A 19,151-nucleotide genomic window follows, 5' to 3' on the forward strand; every position below is an offset into this window, starting at 1 on the left:
TAAAATGCAAGATGGGGCGGGGCACAAAGAAGGTGCTTTTACGATTCATCCGCCATCGCCGCGTTTTAACATCCCCCAAAACGGGAAATGCTTAATATATCAAACAAGCCATAAAAAGGGAACAAGAGATGCTAAAGAGGACGCTGCTCTACACCGAAGAATACCAGCTAGGGGCACGCTTCACCGAGTTCGCAGGTTGGGAACTCGCGCTTTACTATACCAGCATCATCCAAGAAAGCATGGCCGTGCGCATGGCAGCCGGCCTTTTTGACATATCGCACCTCGGAAAGATAGAAATAAGGGGAAGCGGTGTAACGCAGTTCCTGCAATATGTCGCAACAGCCGATATCGCAAAACTGCCCATCGGCAAAGGCGCCTACACCCTTTTCTGCAACGAAGAGGGCGGTATCTTAGATGACGAGATTATCTATCGCTTTGCGGAAAACGATTACTATACGGTCCCAAACGCTGCCAGAACAAACACCATCCTGAACTGGTTCAAACAGTACAGTTCCCCAAGAGTCGAACTACATGATCGCACCGACGAGCTATGCCTCCTTGCGCTTCAGGGACCGAACTCACCCGAGGTATTACGGGATGTCTTTAAAGAAGACCCCGGCGCATATAAGCGCTATTCAGCCAAGACAACCGAGGTAGATGGCCACACCTTTACCATTATGAGGTCGGGCTATACCGGCGAAGACGGTTTTGAGATCATGTGCGACCCGCCGGCGGCAAAACATGCATGGACGATAATGATAGCGGCGGGCGCCAAACCCGCCGGTCTTGGCGCTCGCGACACACTACGCCTTGAAATGGGTTTTCCCCTTTACGGTAATGACATAACAGAAGGCACAACACCGCTGGAAGCCGGTCTGCAGCGGTTCGTCTCGTTCGATAAAGGTGATTTTGTAGGCCGCGATGCGTTAGAAAAGCAACTTCACACGGGAATACAAAAGAAATTGACCGGCTTCATCGTCAACCACGGGATCGCCAGAAAAGGGGATACGATGCTCGATAACATCGGCAACGATATAGGGACCGTAACCAGCGGCGGGTACTCGCCTATACTCAAACAGGGAATCGGCCTCGCCTATGTCAAAGAGCCCGCCTCCGAGCCCGGCACACCGGTGAGAATCAAATCAAGGGATAAGTTGCTTAAGGCATATCTCGCAGAACGCCCGTTTATAAAGATAACGCGCCAAGGAGGTCCATACTCGAAAGTATCTTAACTATTCGAGCACGAAGCCAGAATTAAGATAACCATAAACAGGAGGATGCCACATGACCCCGGAAGACCTTTTATACTACAAAGAGCACGAATGGGCGAAGACGGATGACAATACGGCCGTTATCGGGATTTCCGATTACGCCCAGGATGCGCTTGGGGATATAGTCTACGTCGATCTGCCATCGGTCGGCGACAAGCTTTCCGCGGGAGCCGTCGTCGGTGAAGTCGAATCGGTAAAATCGACGTCAGAGCTTCATACACCGCTAAGCGGTACCGTAACCGAAATCAACCAAAAAGTAAGCGATACGCCTGAGATCATAAACAACGATCCGTATGGCGAAGGATGGCTGTTTAAGATAGAAATGGACAACAGAGACGAACTTAACGACCTCATGAACGCCAAACAATACGAGGACTACATAAAGGAGCTATAGCCTTGGATTTTATCCCGATAACGGATAACGACAAAGCGGCCATGCTTGACTCACTCGGCTTAAAAAGCATCGGTGAGTTATTCGACCTCTCGATCCCGGATGAAGTCAGACTAAAACGCCCCCTCGACTTGCCGCAAGGTGTCAGCGAGTACGAGCTTATAAAAGAGCTTCAGGGGATAGCGGCCGATAATTATTCTCTCGACAGCTATATCTCGTTCTTAGGCGGTGGTGCCTACGACCATTTTGTGCCCCAGATAGTGGATGCGATCATCTCATTACCTGAATTCTACACTCCTTACACGCCATACCAGCCTGAGGTCAGCCAGGGCATACTTCAAGCCCTATTCGAGTATCAAACCATGATAAGCGAGCTTACCGGCTTTGAGATCGCCAATGACTCGCTTTACGACGGTTCGACGACGGTCGCCGAAGCCGCGCTTCTCGCTCATGACGTAACGAAGAAGACGGAAGTTATTATAAGCGAGGCTGTCCATCCCGAATACAGAGATGTCCTTAAGAATTACACAAGGGGCATCGGCATTACCATTAAAACGGTTCCAATGAAAAACGGTAGTACCGATATAGCCGCTCTTGAGGATATGATAAGTGATGAGACCGCCTGCGTAATCATGCAGCAGCCTAATTTCTTCGGCTGCCTTGAGGATATGCCGAGGGTCGGTGATATCACCGACCGCTATCCCGTGCTTTTTATAGCATCGGTCGATCCCATCTCGCTCGGGATACTGCAACCCCCGGCCGAATACGGCGCAGATGTCGCCATTGGAGAAGGCCAACCCCTCGGCAACAAACTTAATTTTGGCGGCCCTTACCTCGGCATCTTCGCCTGCCGCAAGGAATACCTGCGAAGGGTGCCGGGCCATTTAACCAGCGCAACCATAGACACCGAGGGCAGAACCGGCTACGTGTTCACCCTGCAAACGCGCGAACAGCACATCAAGCGGGAGCGGGCAACATCAAACATCTGCACCAGCGAGATACTCAATGCCATCGCCGCGGCCGTTTATTTAAGTTACATCGGACCGGCCGGGCTAAAAGAAGTAGCAACCCAGTGTATCCAGAAAGCCCATTACATGTACGATAGACTACGCTCGATCAGCTACCTGGAGCCGCTTTTCGATGCGCCGTTCTTTAAAGAATTCGCCTTTAAAAGCACCAAACCCGTCGCCGAAATCAACTCACATCTCATAATAGAGGGCATTATCGGCGGTCTCAATATTGGTAGGCTTTATCCAGAATACGAGAATGCAATCCTCTTTTGCGTAACCGAAAAACGAACGAAACAAGAGATCGATATTCTGATCGAGATCCTGGAGAGCATATAATGGAAACGATATTTGACATCAGCAGGCCCGGCAACAAGGCGTATTCTCTGCCACCGCTCGATGTGCCTGAAAAGGATATAACAGAGTTAGTTCCGAAAAATCTCCTGCGCGAGAAACCTCCGCGACTTCCCGAGGTAAGCGAAGGTGAAATAGCCAGGCATTATACCAACCTCTCGAATATGAACTACGCGATCGATACGGTAGTTTATCCGCTTGGCTCCTGTACGATGAAGTATAACCCAAAAATCAATGAGGCCGCGGCCGGGTTAAGCGGGTTCTCAACCATCCACCCCTACCAGGACGAAACGCAGGTGCAGGGCGCCTTAAAGCTTATGTATGAGCTTGGCGCGTGGTTGGCCGAGATAGGTGGGGTAAAAAAGGTAAGCCTTCAGCCCGCCGCCGGAGCGCACGGCGAGCTTACCGGCATGGCCATGATACGTGCCTACCACGAACACCATGGCAACCCGAGAAGCAAGGTCATCATCCCCGATTCGGCGCACGGCACAAACCCGGCGACGGCACACATGCTCGGCTACAAAGTGGTCCAGGTGCCCTCCGACAGCAAGGGCGGCGTCGACATCGATGAATTAGCAGGGCTTCTTGATGAAGAAGTTGCCGCCATATTCCTGACCAATCCAAACACGCTTGGCATTTTCGACAAAAACGTTGTTAAGATAAACGAGATGATCCACGCGGTCGGCGCCCTCAGCTACTGCGACGGCGCGAACCTTAACGCAATCCTTGGCAAATCCCGCCCTGGGGATATGGGCTTTGACGTGGTCCACTACAACCTCCACAAGACGTTTTCAACGCCGCACGGCGGGGGAGGGCCGGGCTCAGGCCCGGTCGGCGTTAACGAGACGCTGGAACCGTTTCTGCCCGCACCGGTCATTACTTATGATATCTCTCTCGGCGCTTACTACTTTGACAACAATCGGCCGCTCTCGATCGGGAGGATTCGCGCCTTTTACGGCAACTTTGCGGTTATGGTGCGGGCGTATTGCTATATCCGCGCGCTTGGAAGCGACGGCTTGAACAAAGTAAGCGACATAGCGGTGTTAAACGCCGCCTATCTCAAGAATAAGCTAAAAGACGCTTACACGCTTCCGTATGACGTGCCCTCGATGCACGAGTTCGTATTATCCGCTGACAAACAAAAGAAACTAGGCGTCAGAGCCCGCCACATCGCCAAACGCCTCCTCGATTTTTATATCCACCCGCCAACGATATATTTCCCGCTAATCGTAGAAGAAGCGCTTATGATCGAGCCGACCGAAACCGAGAGCTTAAAAACCCTGGATATCTTCATCGACGCCATGAAAATAATCGCGACCGAGGCAACCGAAACCCCGGACCTCGTAAAAGGCGCCCCCCACATAACCCCCGTAAGCCGCCTCAACGAAGCCGAAGCCGCCAGGCATCCGATTTTTAGGGTTAATAGGTGAGTAGGTTAATGGGTGAATGGGGTGTGGGTAGAGAGAGTGGGTGAGAGCGAGTAGCGAATGGCGATTACATGTCATTCTGAGGCGATAGCCGAAGAATCTCGGGTGCACCCACGGCGACTGCAACTTACCAGCGTCTAGGCGTAGCTAAACTATTGTAAAAAGAAGGTTTTCCCCAGACACACACTCTCGACCCTCATCCCATTCACCGATTCACCCATCAACCGTTTTTAAATTAATTTAAGAAAACACTGGATTTTTTAAACACTCAAGTCTATCTTTAGATTAGTAAAGAAGTAGCAAGGATTATCGCTGGAGTATCAACAAAAAGCACCGGATTCTACCCGGCCGGCAAGAGTCTGTAGCGGGTATCTAGGAGCAGCCAGGATTGTGTGATAAACTTCGGGTATACCAGTAATGAGGGATGGGATATGGACAAAAATAACGAGTTAGACCTCAATAACGCACTAATAGACATTTCAAGCAAACCGGACGAAGAGCTTCGAGAGATCCTGGATCAACTATGCGAAGAAGAAGAGCGTGTCTCTTATCGCCGCAGGGTGCTTCATGGCAAGATTGATATTCTGAGGGCGGAGCTGGTTGCCCGGCTAAAGAAAAGACGTGAGGGCGGCGGTGATGTTATCTCAGGGGCGGATGTAGACCGTCTGAGTGAAATCCTGGCCCGCGGCTTGACGACTGTTTCAAAAGTTGATGTTTCCGACGAGGACGTGTTTTAGCAGTCGGAGGTTTCGAACGCGAACAAAGGAGGAGAAGAGTTGCCCGAGTCAAGGATTAAAGCAGCGATTAATGAGTTCTTTAAGGAATGTTGCAATAACATCCTAGAGGAAAGGATCACCGACTACATCGTAAAAGAACTACGCACAGGCAGAGAGCTGAGCGAAGTTTTAACCGACCCATATGTTAAGGATAGGATTGGCGAAGGTCATTTAGTGCACGTTCTCGGAAACAAAGAGCTTCTCGAAACATACGAACAAAGAATCAAAAAAAGTATGAAAGCTTCTTAACGCTTCACGGGGGGTGTTAAGAGCAGGGGCCTGTTGTAAAAAGTAACTGGAGCGTAAATATGCAATGCAGTAAATGCGGCACCACTAATGAAAATGGCGCTGAGTTCTGCCAAAAATGCGGAATGGCGTTTGACCGCGCTCTAGAAATTGAGACGACTATTTCACTCTCACCGATAGAAGTCGAAGAGGAGTGCCGCGAAATAGAGATCGCGCCTGCCGAGGGACCGATTTTAGTAGTCACAAAAGGCCCTTTTATAGGTCAGAAATTCAATTTAGCGAAAAACGAAACAACACTGGGCCGCGATCCTAACAGCGATATTTTTCTGGACGACGTCACGGTGTCGCGAAACCACGCGAAGATCACAATGGGCGACGATACGGTCACGGTTATCGATGCAGACAGCTTGAACGGTACCTACGTAAATCAGCAATGTATCGATGGACCGACCGAGCTTGAGTCCGATGACGAGCTACAAATCGGGAAATTTAAGCTGGTATTTTTAGCAAAGAAATAGTTATTGTGCGGCAGGGCACAAAAAGCATTGCCGCAGGGTCGCAACGGTTGAGAGGAGGAACGATATGCCGCCGAAGAGGGACTACCTGACGATCGGGGAAGTTGTAGATCATCTAAAGCCACGCTATCCCGATCTGTCGATAAGCAAAATTCGCTACTATGAAGAAGAGAAGCTAATACGACCGGAGCGCACGCCGGGCGGATATCGTAAGTTCAGGAAAGAGGATGTTCAGAGGCTGGAGCTTGCGTTGCGCTTGCAGAAAGAAAAATACCTCCCGCTCAACGTGATCAGACAGAACCTCGATATGATGGATATGGGCCAGCTCACGCCCGAAGTAAAGCAGCTCGCCAATGCCGACCACGATGCCCTTATAACATCGGATGACGGGCCCGTGCCGACCGAGAAAGCCATCGGCAGCATCGGGATATCCCCGGAAACCGCCAAGATGCTTGAGAACTTCGGAATCATCCAACCAATAAAAACAAGTGGGGGCAAGTGCTACAACTCTATCGATATAAGGCTCATGATCATCGCGCGCGAGATGGCGAGGTACGGCATCGAAGCACGCCATCTTCGCATGTACTCCACACTGGCTGAAAAAGAATCGACCCTTTTTAAGCAGATCCTTTATCCTATAGTGCGCCAAAAAAGCGATGATAAAGGCCAGCGCATACAAGAAGTGCTTGAAATATTAAGCGACCTCTCAAATCAGCTTAAGGCGCTCCTCCTCGAGAAAAAAGTAAAAGAATACTTACAAATTACCTAACAGAGCAGACCACCATGGCCTTAGGACAATCAGGCGAGGAGTTTGCCGCTCGCTATCTTCGCCGAAAAAACTACCGTATCCTGCAGCGAAATTTTCGCACGAAAATCGGCGAGATCGATATCATCGCGAGCACGGGTAAAACACTTATCTTCTGTGAGGTCAAAACCCGGCTGAGCAGGGCATACGGGCATCCGATCGAAGCCGTGACCCCAAACAAGCAGAGAACTATTCGAAAGGTAGCCGAGTTATATCTGGCGATGGCAAAGGATCTTAGCGAATTTGACTCTATCCGCTTTGATGTGATTTCAATACTATCCGAGGGTTCATCTTTTGAAGTTATGCATTGGGAGGAAGCGTTTTAACTATTTTCTTTTCCCGGTTCGCTGACGTGGGTAAAAGAAAATGGGCAGGTGTTTTAAAAGGGGACCCTTAAGGGGCTATCGGGAGCTACAGCCTTAAGGTATAGGAAAGAGCAACACTTGGCCTAAAAGGCTACTGGGGGAATTAAACACCTGCCCATTTATCCAACTATATTCAGTTTTCACTTTCAACAGCGGCCTACGTCTGTACCGGTAATGCAACCGGCTAAACGTGATCTACGCTAGGCCAACCAAATAGAGCTTAGTATGTCGGGGTCGCGCTTGACAGCAAAAAGTGGTGAACGGCACATATGCGGGGTGAGTGGAACAAAAGGGAAGTTGTTTGGAAAAAGTTCACTCTTTGCATAAATCGGGTATTTAATAATAAAAACTACTTATTGAGGTGAAACTATGACCGAATCGGAACTGCGTGAGATTATCGAGTCCCAGGGGCTGGCAGGGTTAACGGCGAGCATTTTTACAAATAATCGCGTCTACATAGGCCGTGTCGCGAGGATAAACGTCGCGACCTTGATGCTCATGGAGCCGACCGCGAAGGCTATCGGCGAGGTTGCGCCTACCGAAGTCATTGGCACTCCTTCGGTGGCGGACACCGCCGATCCGGGTGAGTCCGGCGGAGCGGTGCACAGGTATGTGGCGATTGCCATTGAAAAAATCGAAGCGATTGGATTCTAAAATTTTAAATTTTAAAAGGCCTCATCTTAGATGGAAGCCTTTTAAAAGGGACTGATTTGATTACTTACTATATCGGTAAAATCGCGGTAGCGCTTTAGGGGTTTCTCGACCATAAAAAGACTGAGGGCCACCGAAGTGGCCGCGTAGCTTAGCACTATGTTTTTTCTCAGTCTTCTTAGGGATGCAATACTTATCATATCGGCGCAAGTACCGCTCGGGTTTATATCAGAATGAGAAATATTACCATTAATTTTACCTTCCTCGTTGCCCATACTTCAATCGTTTCTCATGAGCGTTACATATTATCTTCATATAAATAAGCAACCAGCAGACGCTGGCTTATTCATTTGATTGTATTGTATGATTACCGGTATATACATCGTTCCAGTCATCGTTCCGGTAAGCCACCAGACGCCGAACAGGAGAAGCGCATGATTAGCAGATTGTCCCGGTTGAGGATTACCATCCCCTTGTTGATTGCCTTAGTAGTCGCTATTGCGTCGCCTGCTTACGCGGGTACCTCTAAGCCTATGCCCGCTAAGAACAGTGTTACCGCTCCTGTGTTTAAGAGTGTTTCGGTATCAAAAACCACGGTAAATGCGGGAGAGACGGTTACGGTTGATGTATACGCCGACGGTGGTGGCTCTGCATTGAGCAGCGGCTCTATAACCTGGGAAACACCATCGGGGCAGTGGGTAGGTACCGATTTAGAGTATGACCAGGCGACAGGCAAGCTTACAGGCGCTTTTGCCGTAAACAAGTATGCAGAACCGGGTAAGTGGACCTGTGTGATGCTAACGATCTTTAACGAAGACGCCGAGTTTACCGATGTTGACGAAGCAAGTCTTAGCGGCGCGTCGCTAACAGTTATTAACGATAATCCAGATGTTGAAGCGCCATCGGTCGCAAGCGTACTGGTAAGCCCTGCTCGCCTTACAGCCGGCGATGAGGTCAAAGTAACGGTTAAGGCGACCGATGATCTCTCCGGCGTCAAGCGCGGCGCTGTTACGTTTGGCAACGGATCGAAACAGCTTCTCGGACCATCCATAAACGCGTTATTGGAATATAACAGCGCTAAAGGCGTTTTGGAGGGCACCGCTGTTGTCCCCGATGATGCTCCGGCGGGTGAGTGGGTTTTATATACGCTCGAGATTTCGGATAACGCCGGCAATATAGCCTTTCTAACGGATGCCGATCTGAAGGATCAGGGGGTCGATGTATCCAAAGCGACGTTTACGGTAAGTGCCGTAAAGACTGCGGTTAACGATATCGTCCCGCCGGTAATTATGAGCCCCACAAACGGCGATCGATACGCACTTCAACTTGTCGATCAGAATCCAAAAAAACCGGGTTTTCAGGTTACGGTGAGCGGTTGGGCGGTGCCGGGGTATAAGGTTGAGCTGGTGAGCGGAGGCAAAACTATCGCCAAAGCCAATAACCTTTTTTCAGGCACAGGGTGGGCCGCTGAGATAACGATCAGCGGTGAGCTTACCGACATCTATGCCATCGCCATTGCGCCAAACGGCAACAAATCAGACAAAACATGTTCGATCACAAGAGCACAAGCCGCTAAGTTGGTGGTTAAGTCTACCGGTTCGGACCCCGAGACGGCGCATCACGGATATTTTAAGGACGTCCCCGCATCCAACCCTTACGCAAAGTACATCGAGTCGGCTGTTGTGCGTAGTTTCATTGAGACAGATACCAGCGGTTTGTTCAAACCCAACGACCCGATATCCAGGGGCGAGTTTACGCAGTGGGCCTACAATTCCATTATCCAGATAGTCGAGGGCGGGCCGTCAGCCCCTGAAGAAGACACAACGATCGCGATGCCGGCATCCGATGAACCGTATTTTCTAGATGTACCCGAGTCCTCACCATATGCGGAGGCCGTCACAGCAATGCATGGTATGGGCGAGATCTCAAGTAACCCGAACGGTACGTTTAAACCGAATAATAGATTATCCGCATGCTTAAAATTAACCGGCTTTGCAAACATGAAGCTTTCGGATGTAAAAAGTACCGACTGGTGCGCCCCCTATATCTTCGACCTGATGCTGGATGGGATCGTCACGGGATACAAAGGCGGGGTTTATATGCCGAGGCAGACCATTACGCGTGCGGAGTTTGCTAAGATGCTCTGCAAGGTTAAAGGCTGGAGTGTAAGCGAGACGGCGGCTGCCGATTGTGTGGATGTACCGCCGTCCCACTGGGCACACTCATACGTGAAGACCCTGCGCCAAAACGGCGTTGTCGACGGATATGCATGCAATAGTTTTAAGGCAGATCAAGCGTTGAGTAGGGCCGAGGCGGTTAAAATGATCGTAAGAACCCAGGGGTACAAACTCGACACTACGAGCGAGACATTCCCCGATATCATCGGGAGCTGGGCGTCTGACTTTATCCTGACCGCCAGAAAATATAACCTTGTCACAGGCTATCCCGATGGCTCGTTTCAGCCGGATGGCACCATAACAAGGGCGGAAGCGGCTAAACTAATCTGGCAGCTTCTCTAAAGTTCCCGGTAAAACCTATTGCTCCGCAAGCAGATAACGGTTAAGATTGCAGATAGTTTGCATAGTAGCGTATAAGCGCAGTTGTGCATATAGGAGGGGAATATGCTCGCAAAGGTGCTATCGGCCGCTGTTATCGGTATGGACGCTTTCCCGGTTGAAGTGGAAGTCGATGTCTTCCTCGGCATCCCAACGGTGAATATAGTCGGCCTTGTGGACACCGCCGTCCAGGAATCTAAAGAGCGCGTGCGAAGCGGCATCTCAAATTCGCAGTTCGAGTTTCCGCTCAAGCGGGTGATCGTCAACCTCGCGCCCGCGGATATCAGAAAAGAAGGCCCCGCCTACGATCTTCCGATTGCACTCGGCATCATGGCGGCGACCGAGCAGCTTCCCCAGGACAAACTCGATGACTACCTCATTGCCGGTGAGCTTTCCCTGACCGGAGAGATCCGAAGAATCACGGGTGCCTTGCTAATCGCGATCTGCGCTAAAACACTCGGTAAAAAAGGAATCATCATCCCGATGGATAACGCCCCCGAGGCATCGGTAGTCGACGGTGTAGATGTGCTGCCTGTCGGCAATCTCAACCAGGTGGTGGATTTTCTCACAGGCAAGGCACCCATTCAGGCGCACAACAAAAACCGTGGCGACTCCGAACAGGATCACCGGGGTTTGAATTTCTCTGATGTGAAGGGGCAGGGCCACGTTAAAAGGGCGCTGGAGGTGGCGGCCGCCGGGGGACATAATATTCTCTTAATCGGCCCGCCCGGCGCAGGTAAAACAATGCTGGCCTCGAGGCTGCCGTCAATATTACCGAAGCTGACGCTGTCAGAATCTATCGAGGTTACGAAGGTATATTCGGTTGCGGGGTTGCTGCGGTCCGGTGAGTCTCTTCTCACCACCCGTCCGTTCAGAGAGCCGCACCACACCATCAGCAACGCCGGCCTTATTGGCGGGGGAAGCCACCCTCGCCCGGGGGAAGTGTCGCTTGCGCATAACGGTGTCCTCTTCCTGGACGAGTTCCCAGAATTCTCCAAAGGCGTCCTGCAAGTTCTGCGCCAACCCCTAGAGGAAGGCAGGGTAACTATTTCACGTGCCGCAGGCGCTTTCACCTACCCGGCCAGTTTCACGTTGGTCGCATCAATGAACCCCTGCCCGTGCGGGCATCTTGGGGACAGGGCCAAGCAATGCATCTGCAACCCACATGCCATTCAGCGTTATCGCGGTCGCATATCGGGGCCGCTTCTCGATCGCATCGATATACATGTAGATGTTCCGCGTCTGGGCAAGGAGGATCTCTTGCATTCAAAAGAGGGCGAGAAATCCGAGGCCATTAAACGGAGGATCGAAGCGGCGCGGGCGTTACAAATCAAGAGATTTGCGGAGCAAAATAAAGGAAACGGGCGTGATATCCTAACGAACTCACGAATGAAGGCGGGCGAGGTTAAGAAGTTTTGCCGTTTGCACCCTACGGCATCCTCTTTTCTAGAGGTCTCGATCGATAAGTTGGGCTTAAGCGCCCGGGCGTACGAGCGCGTCCTGAAAGTAGCCCGCACGATCGCCGATCTCGCGGAACAAGAGACCATCGATATCGAGCACGTGGCAGAAGCCGTGCAGTACAGGGCTTTGGATCGACAATTCTTCTAGGAGCCAAATCCAGTGGACAGAGAAATCGTTACCAACAACAAGAAATACTGGCTCGGCGTCAAGATGATTCCTGGGTTGCGCAATAGGATTTACGTTCTGGCAGATAGAGCCGGTGGGCCGCAGCATTTATGGGAAGCCGGTAAAGACGACCTGATCGATCTTGGGCTGGATAAGCAGACGGCAGGTGAGGTCATTGCGGAGAGGAAAATGCTCGATTTAGATCGGCGCTACGCAGATCTAACGAGCAACGGCATCGATATAATAACCACTGAGGATAACGAGTATCCTCGATTACTTAAAGAAGCGCCATATCACCCGAAAGCACTGTTTGTTAAGGGTCGGCTTGCGGATATACGGACCGCGGTCGCCATTGTCGGGGCGCGCCGGGCGACGGCACAAGGAAAGGCTATGGCTGAGGAGCTTGCTTCAGAGATTGCCGCCGGCGGTGTTGCAATCGTCTCCGGGGCGGCTAGGGGAATCGATACCTCGGGTCATCGCGGGGCGCTTGATGCGGGCGGCACGACATATGCTGTTTTAGGATGCGGGTTGGACATGGTCTATCCGCCCGAAAACAAGAATCTATTTAAAAAGATTATTGAGAACGGTGCTTTGATCTCAGAATATCCTCCCGGCACGCCACCCCTGTCGCACCACTTTCCCGTACGCAATCGGATCGTTGCCGGTATGTGCCAGGCGGTTGTCGTAGTCGAGGCGGGCTTAAAAAGCGGGGCGCTTATCACCGCCGACTTTGCGCTGGACTACGGGCGCGACGTCTTAGCCGTCCCGGGCTTTAGTAAAAGCGACGTAAGCCGGGGCGCGAACAGGCTCATAAAACAAGGCGCTTACCTGGTGGAATCGGCAGAGGATGTTCTCTCGCTGCTGGGAGTAGAGCACGTCTTACGCCCGCAAACCGACGCGCTTAATCAAATCGAAAAGGATTTTTTGGAGATCATGGGATGGGAGGCGCAGCGGCTTGATGATTTAACTGCCGCGACCGGCGCATCTATCGCATCGGTGTCGGCGCTCCTGCTTACGCTTGAAATATCCGGCTTTATTAAACGGGATATTTCGGGCAGCTACATTAGGCTAAAATAAGACCGTCCGAGGTAATCTACCCCTCAAACGCTTGTATGACAATAGTTTGCAAACATAAAAAAATAGAATTCACTGACATTGGCCGCGTTAAATAGTATAATGACCAATGTAGCTATCAGAACGTTATTGGCTCATTTTTTTAGGAATTGGAGGGAACTTCTTACTAGCAGCAAGAAGATAACAATATGCCGGTGACATTAGAGGAAATAAAAGAAGATCCCTATGTAAAAGCGTACATAGCGCAAGCTGATAAACATATGGAGGCAATCGGATTTACGGAACACGGGTTCCGCCATGCCGACCTCGTATCCCATATCGCGATGAATGTGCTGAAACGATTGAGTTTTCCCGAGCGTGAGGCCGAGCTGGCCGGCATCGCAGGTTATCTGCACGACATAGGAAACTCGGTCGGTCGGAGCTTCCACGCGGTGTCGGCGGCCATGATGGCCCAATCCATCTTCTTCCGCCTGGATATGGCGCCCGAGGAAATGATCTTGGTTATGAATGCCATGGGCAACCACGAAGAAGAGTACGGTATGGCGACAAGCCCCATAGGGGCGGCGATTATCCTCGCAGACAAAACCGATGTTCACAGAAGCCGCGTGCGAACCCCGGACCCGCTCACCGCAGATATCCACGACAGGGTCAATTTGGCTGCGCAAAGGTCGTTTTTGCGGGTAGATAACGAACGTAAATTGATAGAACTCGAAATTGATATCGACACCAACATAAGTCAGGTTATGGAATATTTTGAAATATTCCTGTCTCGTATGGTAATATGCCGTAGAGCGGCCGAATTTCTCGGCTGCAAATTCGGCTTGGTTATTAATGGCGTAAAGCTTTTGTAGGAGGGAAGGAATTGGCTGATAAGACAAAACATTTATTAACACTGGGCATCGTATTTGTTCTTGTTGTAGCCTCTGTCTTTATGATTTATCCAGTAAATAAATCTACAAAGCTCGGGCTCGACCTAAAGGGCGGCCTAAGCATCATCTATACGGCCGAGGACTCGCCCGGCGCAAAAGTCACTGATGAGAAAGTGAAGCAGGCTGAGTATGTATTGCGCGAGCGTGTCGATGCACTTGGTGTTGCCGAGCCCGATATTCAAAGAGAGGGCGCTCGCAATATCATGGTCCAGCTGCCGGGAATCAAAGATCCCGAAAAGGCTCAGGAGATCCTGGGAAAACCTGCGGTTCTCCAATTCGCAATCGTGAAGGATGAGTATGCCAATTACCAGGATAGCCAGCTCAATACGTTTCAGAAGCAAGGCAAGCATGTTCTGGGGCCTGTTCTTCTTACCGGTGACAAAATAACGAGCGCGAAGGCCACATATGGAGGCACGCTCGGACAAACGCCGGAGGTTAGCCTCACATTTAACAGGGAAGGCGCAAATAGGTTCGCCCAGATTACCGCGCAGAACGTGAACAAACACTTAGCGATCGTACTTGACAATAACATTGTAACGGCGCCGAATATTGAGGAGGCAATCCCTGACGGCAAGGCGGTCATTAACAACATCAAGTCGATCGATGAGGCTAAGGAGATCGCGCTTGTTTTAAACACAGGCTCAATTCCCGTAACCCTTAAAATATCGCAGGCGGATAGAATAGGCCCGAAACTCGGCGCCGATGCGCTGCAGGCGGGTGTTATAGCGGGACTTATCGGTTTCACTTTCGTAGCCCTCTATATGCTCGTGTATTACCAGGGCCTTGGTTTGGTTACCTGGGTCGGTTTAAGCGTGTATGCGACGCTCGTATGGGGTGTCGTGGCAACAATAGGCCGCGCTTACGGTTGGACGCTTACATTGCCGGGTATCGCCGGTTTGATTATCAGTATCGGTATAGCGGCCGACTCGAAGATCATTATTTTTGAACGTCTTAAAGAAGAAATGCGCAATAAGAAGACATTCAGAACAGCGGTTGATAGTGGTTTCTGGCACGGTTTTAGAACCAGCCTTGATGCCGACCTTGTAACGTTGTTTGCGGCCATAGTGTTGTTTTTAGTAGGAATCGGAGAGGTCCGCGGATTTGCTCTAACGCTTATCATCGGCCTTTCGCTGGATATTTTTACAATGCTGTTCTTTACACGCCCGGTCCTGGGTTTGCTGGCACAGGTGTGGCCGGTAAAGAGTCCGGCTTTGCTGGTTAGAACGGGGGGAGTGACTAAGAGTGCGTAATTTCGATTTCATAGGCAAAAAAACCTGGTGGTTTGCTCTTTCGGGGTTTTTCATCGTTCTGAGTTTAGTGGGAATATTGGTCCGGGGCTTTAACTACAGCATTGATTTTAAAGGCGGTAGTGCGTCGGATGTTAAATTCACAAAAACTGTTTCGGTCGAGCAGGTCCGGTCGGTTGTTTCATCGGTGGGCCATGCTGACAGCGTTATACAGCCGATTGAGCGCAGAACCATTGGCGAGTTAGGGTCCGAGGCGGCGCAAAGCAAAGGTAGCGAGATGCTCATCCGCACAAGAGAACTCGACCCTAAGCAGGAAGCAGCGTTATTCGACGCCCTCGACAAAAAGCTAGGCGTTTTAGACCGTCAGACGAAGACAGTCGATGCAAGCTGGGGTTCGCATATAACGGAGCGCGCCATCTATGCGGCTGTTGCCGCGATGGTCATCTTGTTGATCTATATCACGGTTCGCTATGAGTTTAAGATGTCGGTTGCGGCTATCGTCGCCCTTGTCCACGACCTGCTGATCACAGCGGGCGTTTATGCGCTGGTCGGGCGCGAGGTAAACCCGAATATGATTGCCGCGATGTTGACTATTCTCGGGTATTCGCTCTATGACACGATTGTCGTCTTCCATAGGATCAAGGAGAACTCGACGAATGTCGTTCGTACCACTTACTCAGCAATGGCAAACAGGTCGATCAACCAAGTGTTGATGCGTTCCATCAACACATCGCTGGTGACGCTGCTGCCGATCATTTCGATCCTCCTGTTCGGCGGTGAGACGCTAAAAGACTTCGCGTTCGCCATGATGGTCGGAACGATCTCGGGTGCGTATTCATCGATCTTCTTCGCATCACCTATCTTTGTGATGTGGAAAGAGGCCGAACCATATTACAAGAACCTCAAGAAGAAATACGGCAAAGAGGTCGTCGCCCAAGCTACGGCTTAGCAACTATATACAACAGGGGACGTTGTTTCCTGTGAGTCCTTATTGCTGAACAATATAAATTAGGACCCACAGGAAACAACGTCCCCTTTGTTCTGCCCTCCTGGCTCCTGCTCGTAAAGCAAAGCTAAAACGGTGCGATACGATGTATAACGTGGTAAAATCTTTATACCGGAGGGCGCTAGGGAGCGATATGGCACGTATTCGAAGTCTTATTACAAAAATTAAAAGATATAACCCCGATGTGGACGTTGAGGCGATCCGCAAGGCGTATTCGCTTGCTCAAAAATTCCACAGCGATCAGTATCGCATGTCGGGTGAGGATTTCATATCCCATCCGCTTGAAGTCGCCGACATCCTAGCCGACCTCGGTATGGATACGACGACTATCATCGCGGCGCTGCTTCATGACGTGGTTGAAGACACCGATGTGTCTCTTGAAGACCTGACAAAAGAGGTTGGCTCTGACGTAACGGCCCTCATCGACGGCGTTACCAAGCTCGGTCAGATCGAGTTTAAAAGCCGTGAGGAAGAGCAGGCCGAGAACCTGCGTAAGATGTTCATTGCGATGGCCCGCGACATCAGGGTCATCATCATCAAACTTGCCGACCGGTTGCATAACATGCGAACCATCAGACATATGGACCACGCCAAGCAGGTTAAGAAGGCAAGAGAAACGCTGGAGATCTATGCGCCCCTTGCGCACCGCCTTGGGATGATGTCCCTAAAGTCGGAGCTTGAAGACCTCTCCTTTCAGGTGCTTGAGCCGAAAAAATACGAGCAGATACAAAAGATGGTGGCAGAGCGGCGCATAGAGCGTGAAGAGTTTTTAAAAGGCGCGATCGGCTCGCTGAAAAAAGAACTGAAAAACCTCGGCATCAACACCGAAATAAGCGGTCGCCCAAAGCACTTCTACAGCATTTACGAGAAAATGGTTAAGAAGGGACGCGAGTTTAGCGAGATTTACGACCTTCTGGCGATCAGGGTAACCGTTGATACGATTAAAGACTGCTACGGCGCTCTCGGCGCGATTCACGCGATGTGGACGCCGATTCCGGGCAGGTTTAAAGATTATATAGCAATGCCGAAGTTCAACATGTACCAGTCGCTTCACACGACGGTCATAGGGCCGCTGGGCAAGCCTCTTGAGATACAGATCAGGACGAAGCAGATGCACAGGACGGCCGAGTACGGCATCGCCGCCCACTGGCGCTACAAAGAGGGCGCAAAAGAAAGTAAGCTCGATGAGCGCCTGAGCTGGTTACGTCAGATGCTCGAATGGCAGGGCGAGCTTAAAGACCCCCGCGAATTCATGGAATCGCTTAAGATCGACCTCTTCGAGGACGAGGTCTATGTCTTCACGCCAAAGGGTGATGTCGTCAACCTGCCGGCGGGCGCAACGCCGCTTGACTTCGCGTACACGATTCACACCGACGTCGGTCACAGGTGCGTCGGCGCAAAAGTAAACAACCAGATCGTCCCGCTTGAGTACAAGCTTCGAACGGGCGATTTTGTCGAGGTTCTGACATCGAAGGCCACCGGAGGCCCCAGCAAGGATTGGCTAAAAATAGTCAAGACATCGAGAGCGAAGAATAAAATCAGGCAGTGGTTCAGCAAGGAGAACAGGGAAGACAGTGAAGCCGCGGGTCGTGAAATGCTCCAGAAGGAGCTTCGCAAGTGCGACCTTGGGCTTAAATCCAATATAACTGCGACCGTCCTTGAAGCGATAGCAAAAGAGCTTAACTTTAAGGGCGTCGATGATGTGTTTGCGAGCATCGGAGCCGGCAAGACATCTGTCAAGCAATGTGCGGAGCGAATCGCCAAGGCAAACGCCAAAGAAAAAGAAGGGGACAAAGAAGAGCAGGAATACGGGGTCGAAGAGCTTAAGCTTGAATTCCCGCAGAAACGTCGCCGTACATCGAGCAAGACCGGGGTTGTTGTCAAGGGAATCGACGACATGCTTGTCAGAATCGCCCATTGCTGCAACCCGGTCCCCTATGATAATATAATTGGCTTTGTGACCAGGGGACGGGGCGTTTCGGTACACAGAACCGATTGCCTAAACGCAAGGCAGTTGGTAACATTATTCCCCGACAGGATCATTGAAACCGCGTGGGATGCAAAACAGCCGGTGGCCTTCCAAGTAGAAATCGAAGTCGAGGCGCTGGATAGGACAAAGCTCTTACGAGACGTGAGCACGGTCCTTGGCGATGCTGGCGTAAATATTCTCTCCGCTGCGGTCAAGACATCCAGGGACTACGTAGCAGTGCTTAATTTCGTTTTCGAGATCGGTAATCTAAGCCACCTGCATACGATCATCGGCAACGTAAAGAAAGTTCCCGCGGTCTTCGATGTCTATCGCGTCGAACCCAGCAAGCATAAGCGAGAAAAAGTAGTCCCGAAATGGCAAACGGAACAAACAAAACAATAGGAGAGCAGGATGTTTTTGGAGAGACTTGTAGTCGGCGACTTAGATTCAAATTGCTATTTAGTCGCCTCTGAACCTACAAAAGAGGCGATCGTTATAGATCCCGGCGGCAGCGCCGGCGTTATTATGGACACTATCGCAGCCCAGGAGTTGGACGTAAAGTATATCATCCTTACCCACGGACACTACGACCATTTCGAGGCGGCGCTCGATATAGCCAGGAAAACCGGCGCCAAGATCGGCATCCATAAGTTAGACGAGGCCGCGCTTAGCCAGCCTAGTATCAGTCTTGCTACCTGGCTTGGCGAAAACCCTGAGACATTTACCCCCGATTTTGAGTTGACGGATGGGCAGATTATAAAGTTCGGCGATCTTGAGGCAAAAATCCTTGCCACGCCGGGTCACTCACCGGGCAGCATAACGGTAAACATCGGGAACACCCTGTTTACCGGCGATCTGCTTTTTAATCGATCGATCGGTAGAACGGATTTAGCTGGTGGCTCATACGAAACCCTGTTAAAATCTGTTAGGGAGCGGA

The 19,151-nt window shown here is 50.9% G+C and carries 18 protein-coding genes; all 18 read left to right on the top strand.

Annotated features, from left to right (window positions below; all coding sequences use genetic code 11):
• Positions 1–128: 128 nt before the first annotated feature.
• The gene (gene gcvT, locus COY37_RS03525; RefSeq protein WP_286678952.1) at positions 129–1,232 is read left to right on the top strand and encodes a glycine cleavage system aminomethyltransferase GcvT; all 1,104 of its coding nucleotides are present in this window, start codon (positions 129–131) and stop codon (positions 1,230–1,232) included.
• Between the two features lie 52 nt (positions 1,233–1,284).
• The gene (gene gcvH / locus COY37_RS03530) at positions 1,285–1,665 is read left to right on the top strand and encodes a glycine cleavage system protein GcvH (protein ID WP_286678951.1); all 381 of its coding nucleotides are present in this window, start codon (positions 1,285–1,287) and stop codon (positions 1,663–1,665) included.
• 2 nt (positions 1,666–1,667) lie between these two features.
• Complete coding sequence (gcvPA, locus tag COY37_RS03535; RefSeq protein WP_286678950.1) at positions 1,668–3,008, top strand: aminomethyl-transferring glycine dehydrogenase subunit GcvPA; 1,341 nt, start codon at positions 1,668–1,670, stop codon at positions 3,006–3,008.
• On the top strand, positions 3,008–4,453 hold the full coding sequence (gene gcvPB, locus COY37_RS03540) for an aminomethyl-transferring glycine dehydrogenase subunit GcvPB (RefSeq protein WP_286678949.1): 1,446 nt from the start codon (positions 3,008–3,010) through the stop codon (positions 4,451–4,453). Before gcvPA ends, gcvPB begins: the two co-directional genes overlap by 1 nt.
• Positions 4,454–4,881: 428 nt before the next feature.
• Complete coding sequence (locus tag COY37_RS03545) at positions 4,882–5,187, top strand: RsiG family protein (RefSeq protein ID WP_286678948.1); 306 nt, start codon at positions 4,882–4,884, stop codon at positions 5,185–5,187.
• A gap of 39 nt (positions 5,188–5,226) precedes the next feature.
• Positions 5,227–5,475, top strand: a complete 249-nt coding sequence (locus COY37_RS03550; protein WP_286678947.1) for a hypothetical protein — start codon at positions 5,227–5,229, stop codon at positions 5,473–5,475.
• Positions 5,476–5,534: 59 nt separating this feature from the next.
• A complete protein-coding gene (locus COY37_RS03555; RefSeq protein ID WP_286678946.1) occupies positions 5,535–5,990 on the top strand; it encodes an FHA domain-containing protein in 456 nt (151 codons plus the stop codon).
• Positions 5,991–6,054: 64 nt separating this feature from the next.
• Entirely contained in the window at positions 6,055–6,756 is a 702-nt protein-coding gene (gene ftsR / locus COY37_RS03560; RefSeq protein WP_286678945.1) for a transcriptional regulator FtsR, read from the top strand.
• A gap of 14 nt (positions 6,757–6,770) precedes the next feature.
• Positions 6,771–7,118, top strand: a complete 348-nt coding sequence (locus COY37_RS03565) for a YraN family protein (RefSeq protein WP_286678944.1) — start codon at positions 6,771–6,773, stop codon at positions 7,116–7,118.
• A gap of 408 nt (positions 7,119–7,526) precedes the next feature.
• Positions 7,527–7,811 carry a hypothetical protein gene (locus COY37_RS03570; RefSeq protein WP_286678943.1) on the top strand — a complete coding sequence of 95 codons (285 nt, stop codon included), beginning with the start codon at positions 7,527–7,529 and terminating at the stop codon, positions 7,809–7,811.
• A 431-nt stretch (positions 7,812–8,242) separates the two neighbouring features.
• Entirely contained in the window at positions 8,243–10,327 is a 2,085-nt protein-coding gene (locus COY37_RS03575; protein ID WP_286678942.1) for an S-layer homology domain-containing protein, read from the top strand.
• A 102-nt stretch (positions 10,328–10,429) separates the two neighbouring features.
• Positions 10,430–11,971 (top strand): YifB family Mg chelatase-like AAA ATPase, encoded by a 1,542-nt coding sequence (locus COY37_RS03580; RefSeq protein ID WP_286678941.1) that lies wholly within the window; start codon positions 10,430–10,432, stop codon positions 11,969–11,971.
• Positions 11,972–11,983: 12 nt separating this feature from the next.
• A complete protein-coding gene (gene dprA, locus COY37_RS03585) occupies positions 11,984–13,066 on the top strand; it encodes a DNA-processing protein DprA (RefSeq protein ID WP_286678940.1) in 1,083 nt (360 codons plus the stop codon).
• 185 nt (positions 13,067–13,251) lie between these two features.
• Positions 13,252–13,914, top strand: a complete 663-nt coding sequence (locus COY37_RS03590; protein ID WP_286678939.1) for an HD domain-containing protein — start codon at positions 13,252–13,254, stop codon at positions 13,912–13,914.
• 11 nt (positions 13,915–13,925) lie between these two features.
• The gene (gene secD / locus COY37_RS03595) at positions 13,926–15,242 is read left to right on the top strand and encodes a protein translocase subunit SecD (protein WP_286678938.1); all 1,317 of its coding nucleotides are present in this window, start codon (positions 13,926–13,928) and stop codon (positions 15,240–15,242) included.
• Positions 15,235–16,188, top strand: coding sequence for a protein translocase subunit SecF (gene secF, locus COY37_RS03600; protein ID WP_286678937.1), 954 nt, complete (start codon positions 15,235–15,237; stop codon positions 16,186–16,188). Before secD ends, secF begins: the two co-directional genes overlap by 8 nt.
• Positions 16,189–16,378: 190 nt before the next feature.
• Positions 16,379–18,616 (top strand): RelA/SpoT family protein, encoded by a 2,238-nt coding sequence (locus tag COY37_RS03605; RefSeq protein WP_286678936.1) that lies wholly within the window; start codon positions 16,379–16,381, stop codon positions 18,614–18,616.
• A 9-nt stretch (positions 18,617–18,625) separates the two neighbouring features.
• Positions 18,626–19,151: MBL fold metallo-hydrolase (locus tag COY37_RS03610; RefSeq protein WP_286976153.1), on the top strand; the 526-nt coding region annotated here is incomplete at its 3' end.

Source organism: Candidatus Aquicultor secundus (assembly GCF_002791875.1).
In the GTDB taxonomy this organism is placed as follows: domain Bacteria; phylum Actinomycetota; class Aquicultoria; order Aquicultorales; family Aquicultoraceae; genus Aquicultor_A; species Aquicultor_A secundus.

Bases quoted from the DNA above. Each gene is read 5' to 3' on its own strand.
- gcvT (WP_286678952.1), top strand. From the start codon at position 129: ATGCTAAAGAGGACGCTGCTCTACACCGAAGAATACCAGCTAGGGGCA.
- gcvH (WP_286678951.1), top strand. From the start codon at position 1,285: ATGACCCCGGAAGACCTTTTATACTACAAAGAGCACGAATGGGCGAAG.
- gcvPB (WP_286678949.1), top strand. From the start codon at position 3,008: ATGGAAACGATATTTGACATCAGCAGGCCCGGCAACAAGGCGTATTCT.
- COY37_RS03545 (WP_286678948.1), top strand. From the start codon at position 4,882: ATGGACAAAAATAACGAGTTAGACCTCAATAACGCACTAATAGACATT.
- COY37_RS03555 (WP_286678946.1), top strand. From the start codon at position 5,535: ATGCAATGCAGTAAATGCGGCACCACTAATGAAAATGGCGCTGAGTTC.
- ftsR (WP_286678945.1), top strand. From the start codon at position 6,055: ATGCCGCCGAAGAGGGACTACCTGACGATCGGGGAAGTTGTAGATCAT.
- COY37_RS03565 (WP_286678944.1), top strand. From the start codon at position 6,771: ATGGCCTTAGGACAATCAGGCGAGGAGTTTGCCGCTCGCTATCTTCGC.
- COY37_RS03570 (WP_286678943.1), top strand. From the start codon at position 7,527: ATGACCGAATCGGAACTGCGTGAGATTATCGAGTCCCAGGGGCTGGCA.
- COY37_RS03575 (WP_286678942.1), top strand. From the start codon at position 8,243: ATGATTAGCAGATTGTCCCGGTTGAGGATTACCATCCCCTTGTTGATT.
- COY37_RS03580 (WP_286678941.1), top strand. From the start codon at position 10,430: ATGCTCGCAAAGGTGCTATCGGCCGCTGTTATCGGTATGGACGCTTTC.
- COY37_RS03590 (WP_286678939.1), top strand. From the start codon at position 13,252: ATGCCGGTGACATTAGAGGAAATAAAAGAAGATCCCTATGTAAAAGCG.
- COY37_RS03605 (WP_286678936.1), top strand. From the start codon at position 16,379: ATGGCACGTATTCGAAGTCTTATTACAAAAATTAAAAGATATAACCCC.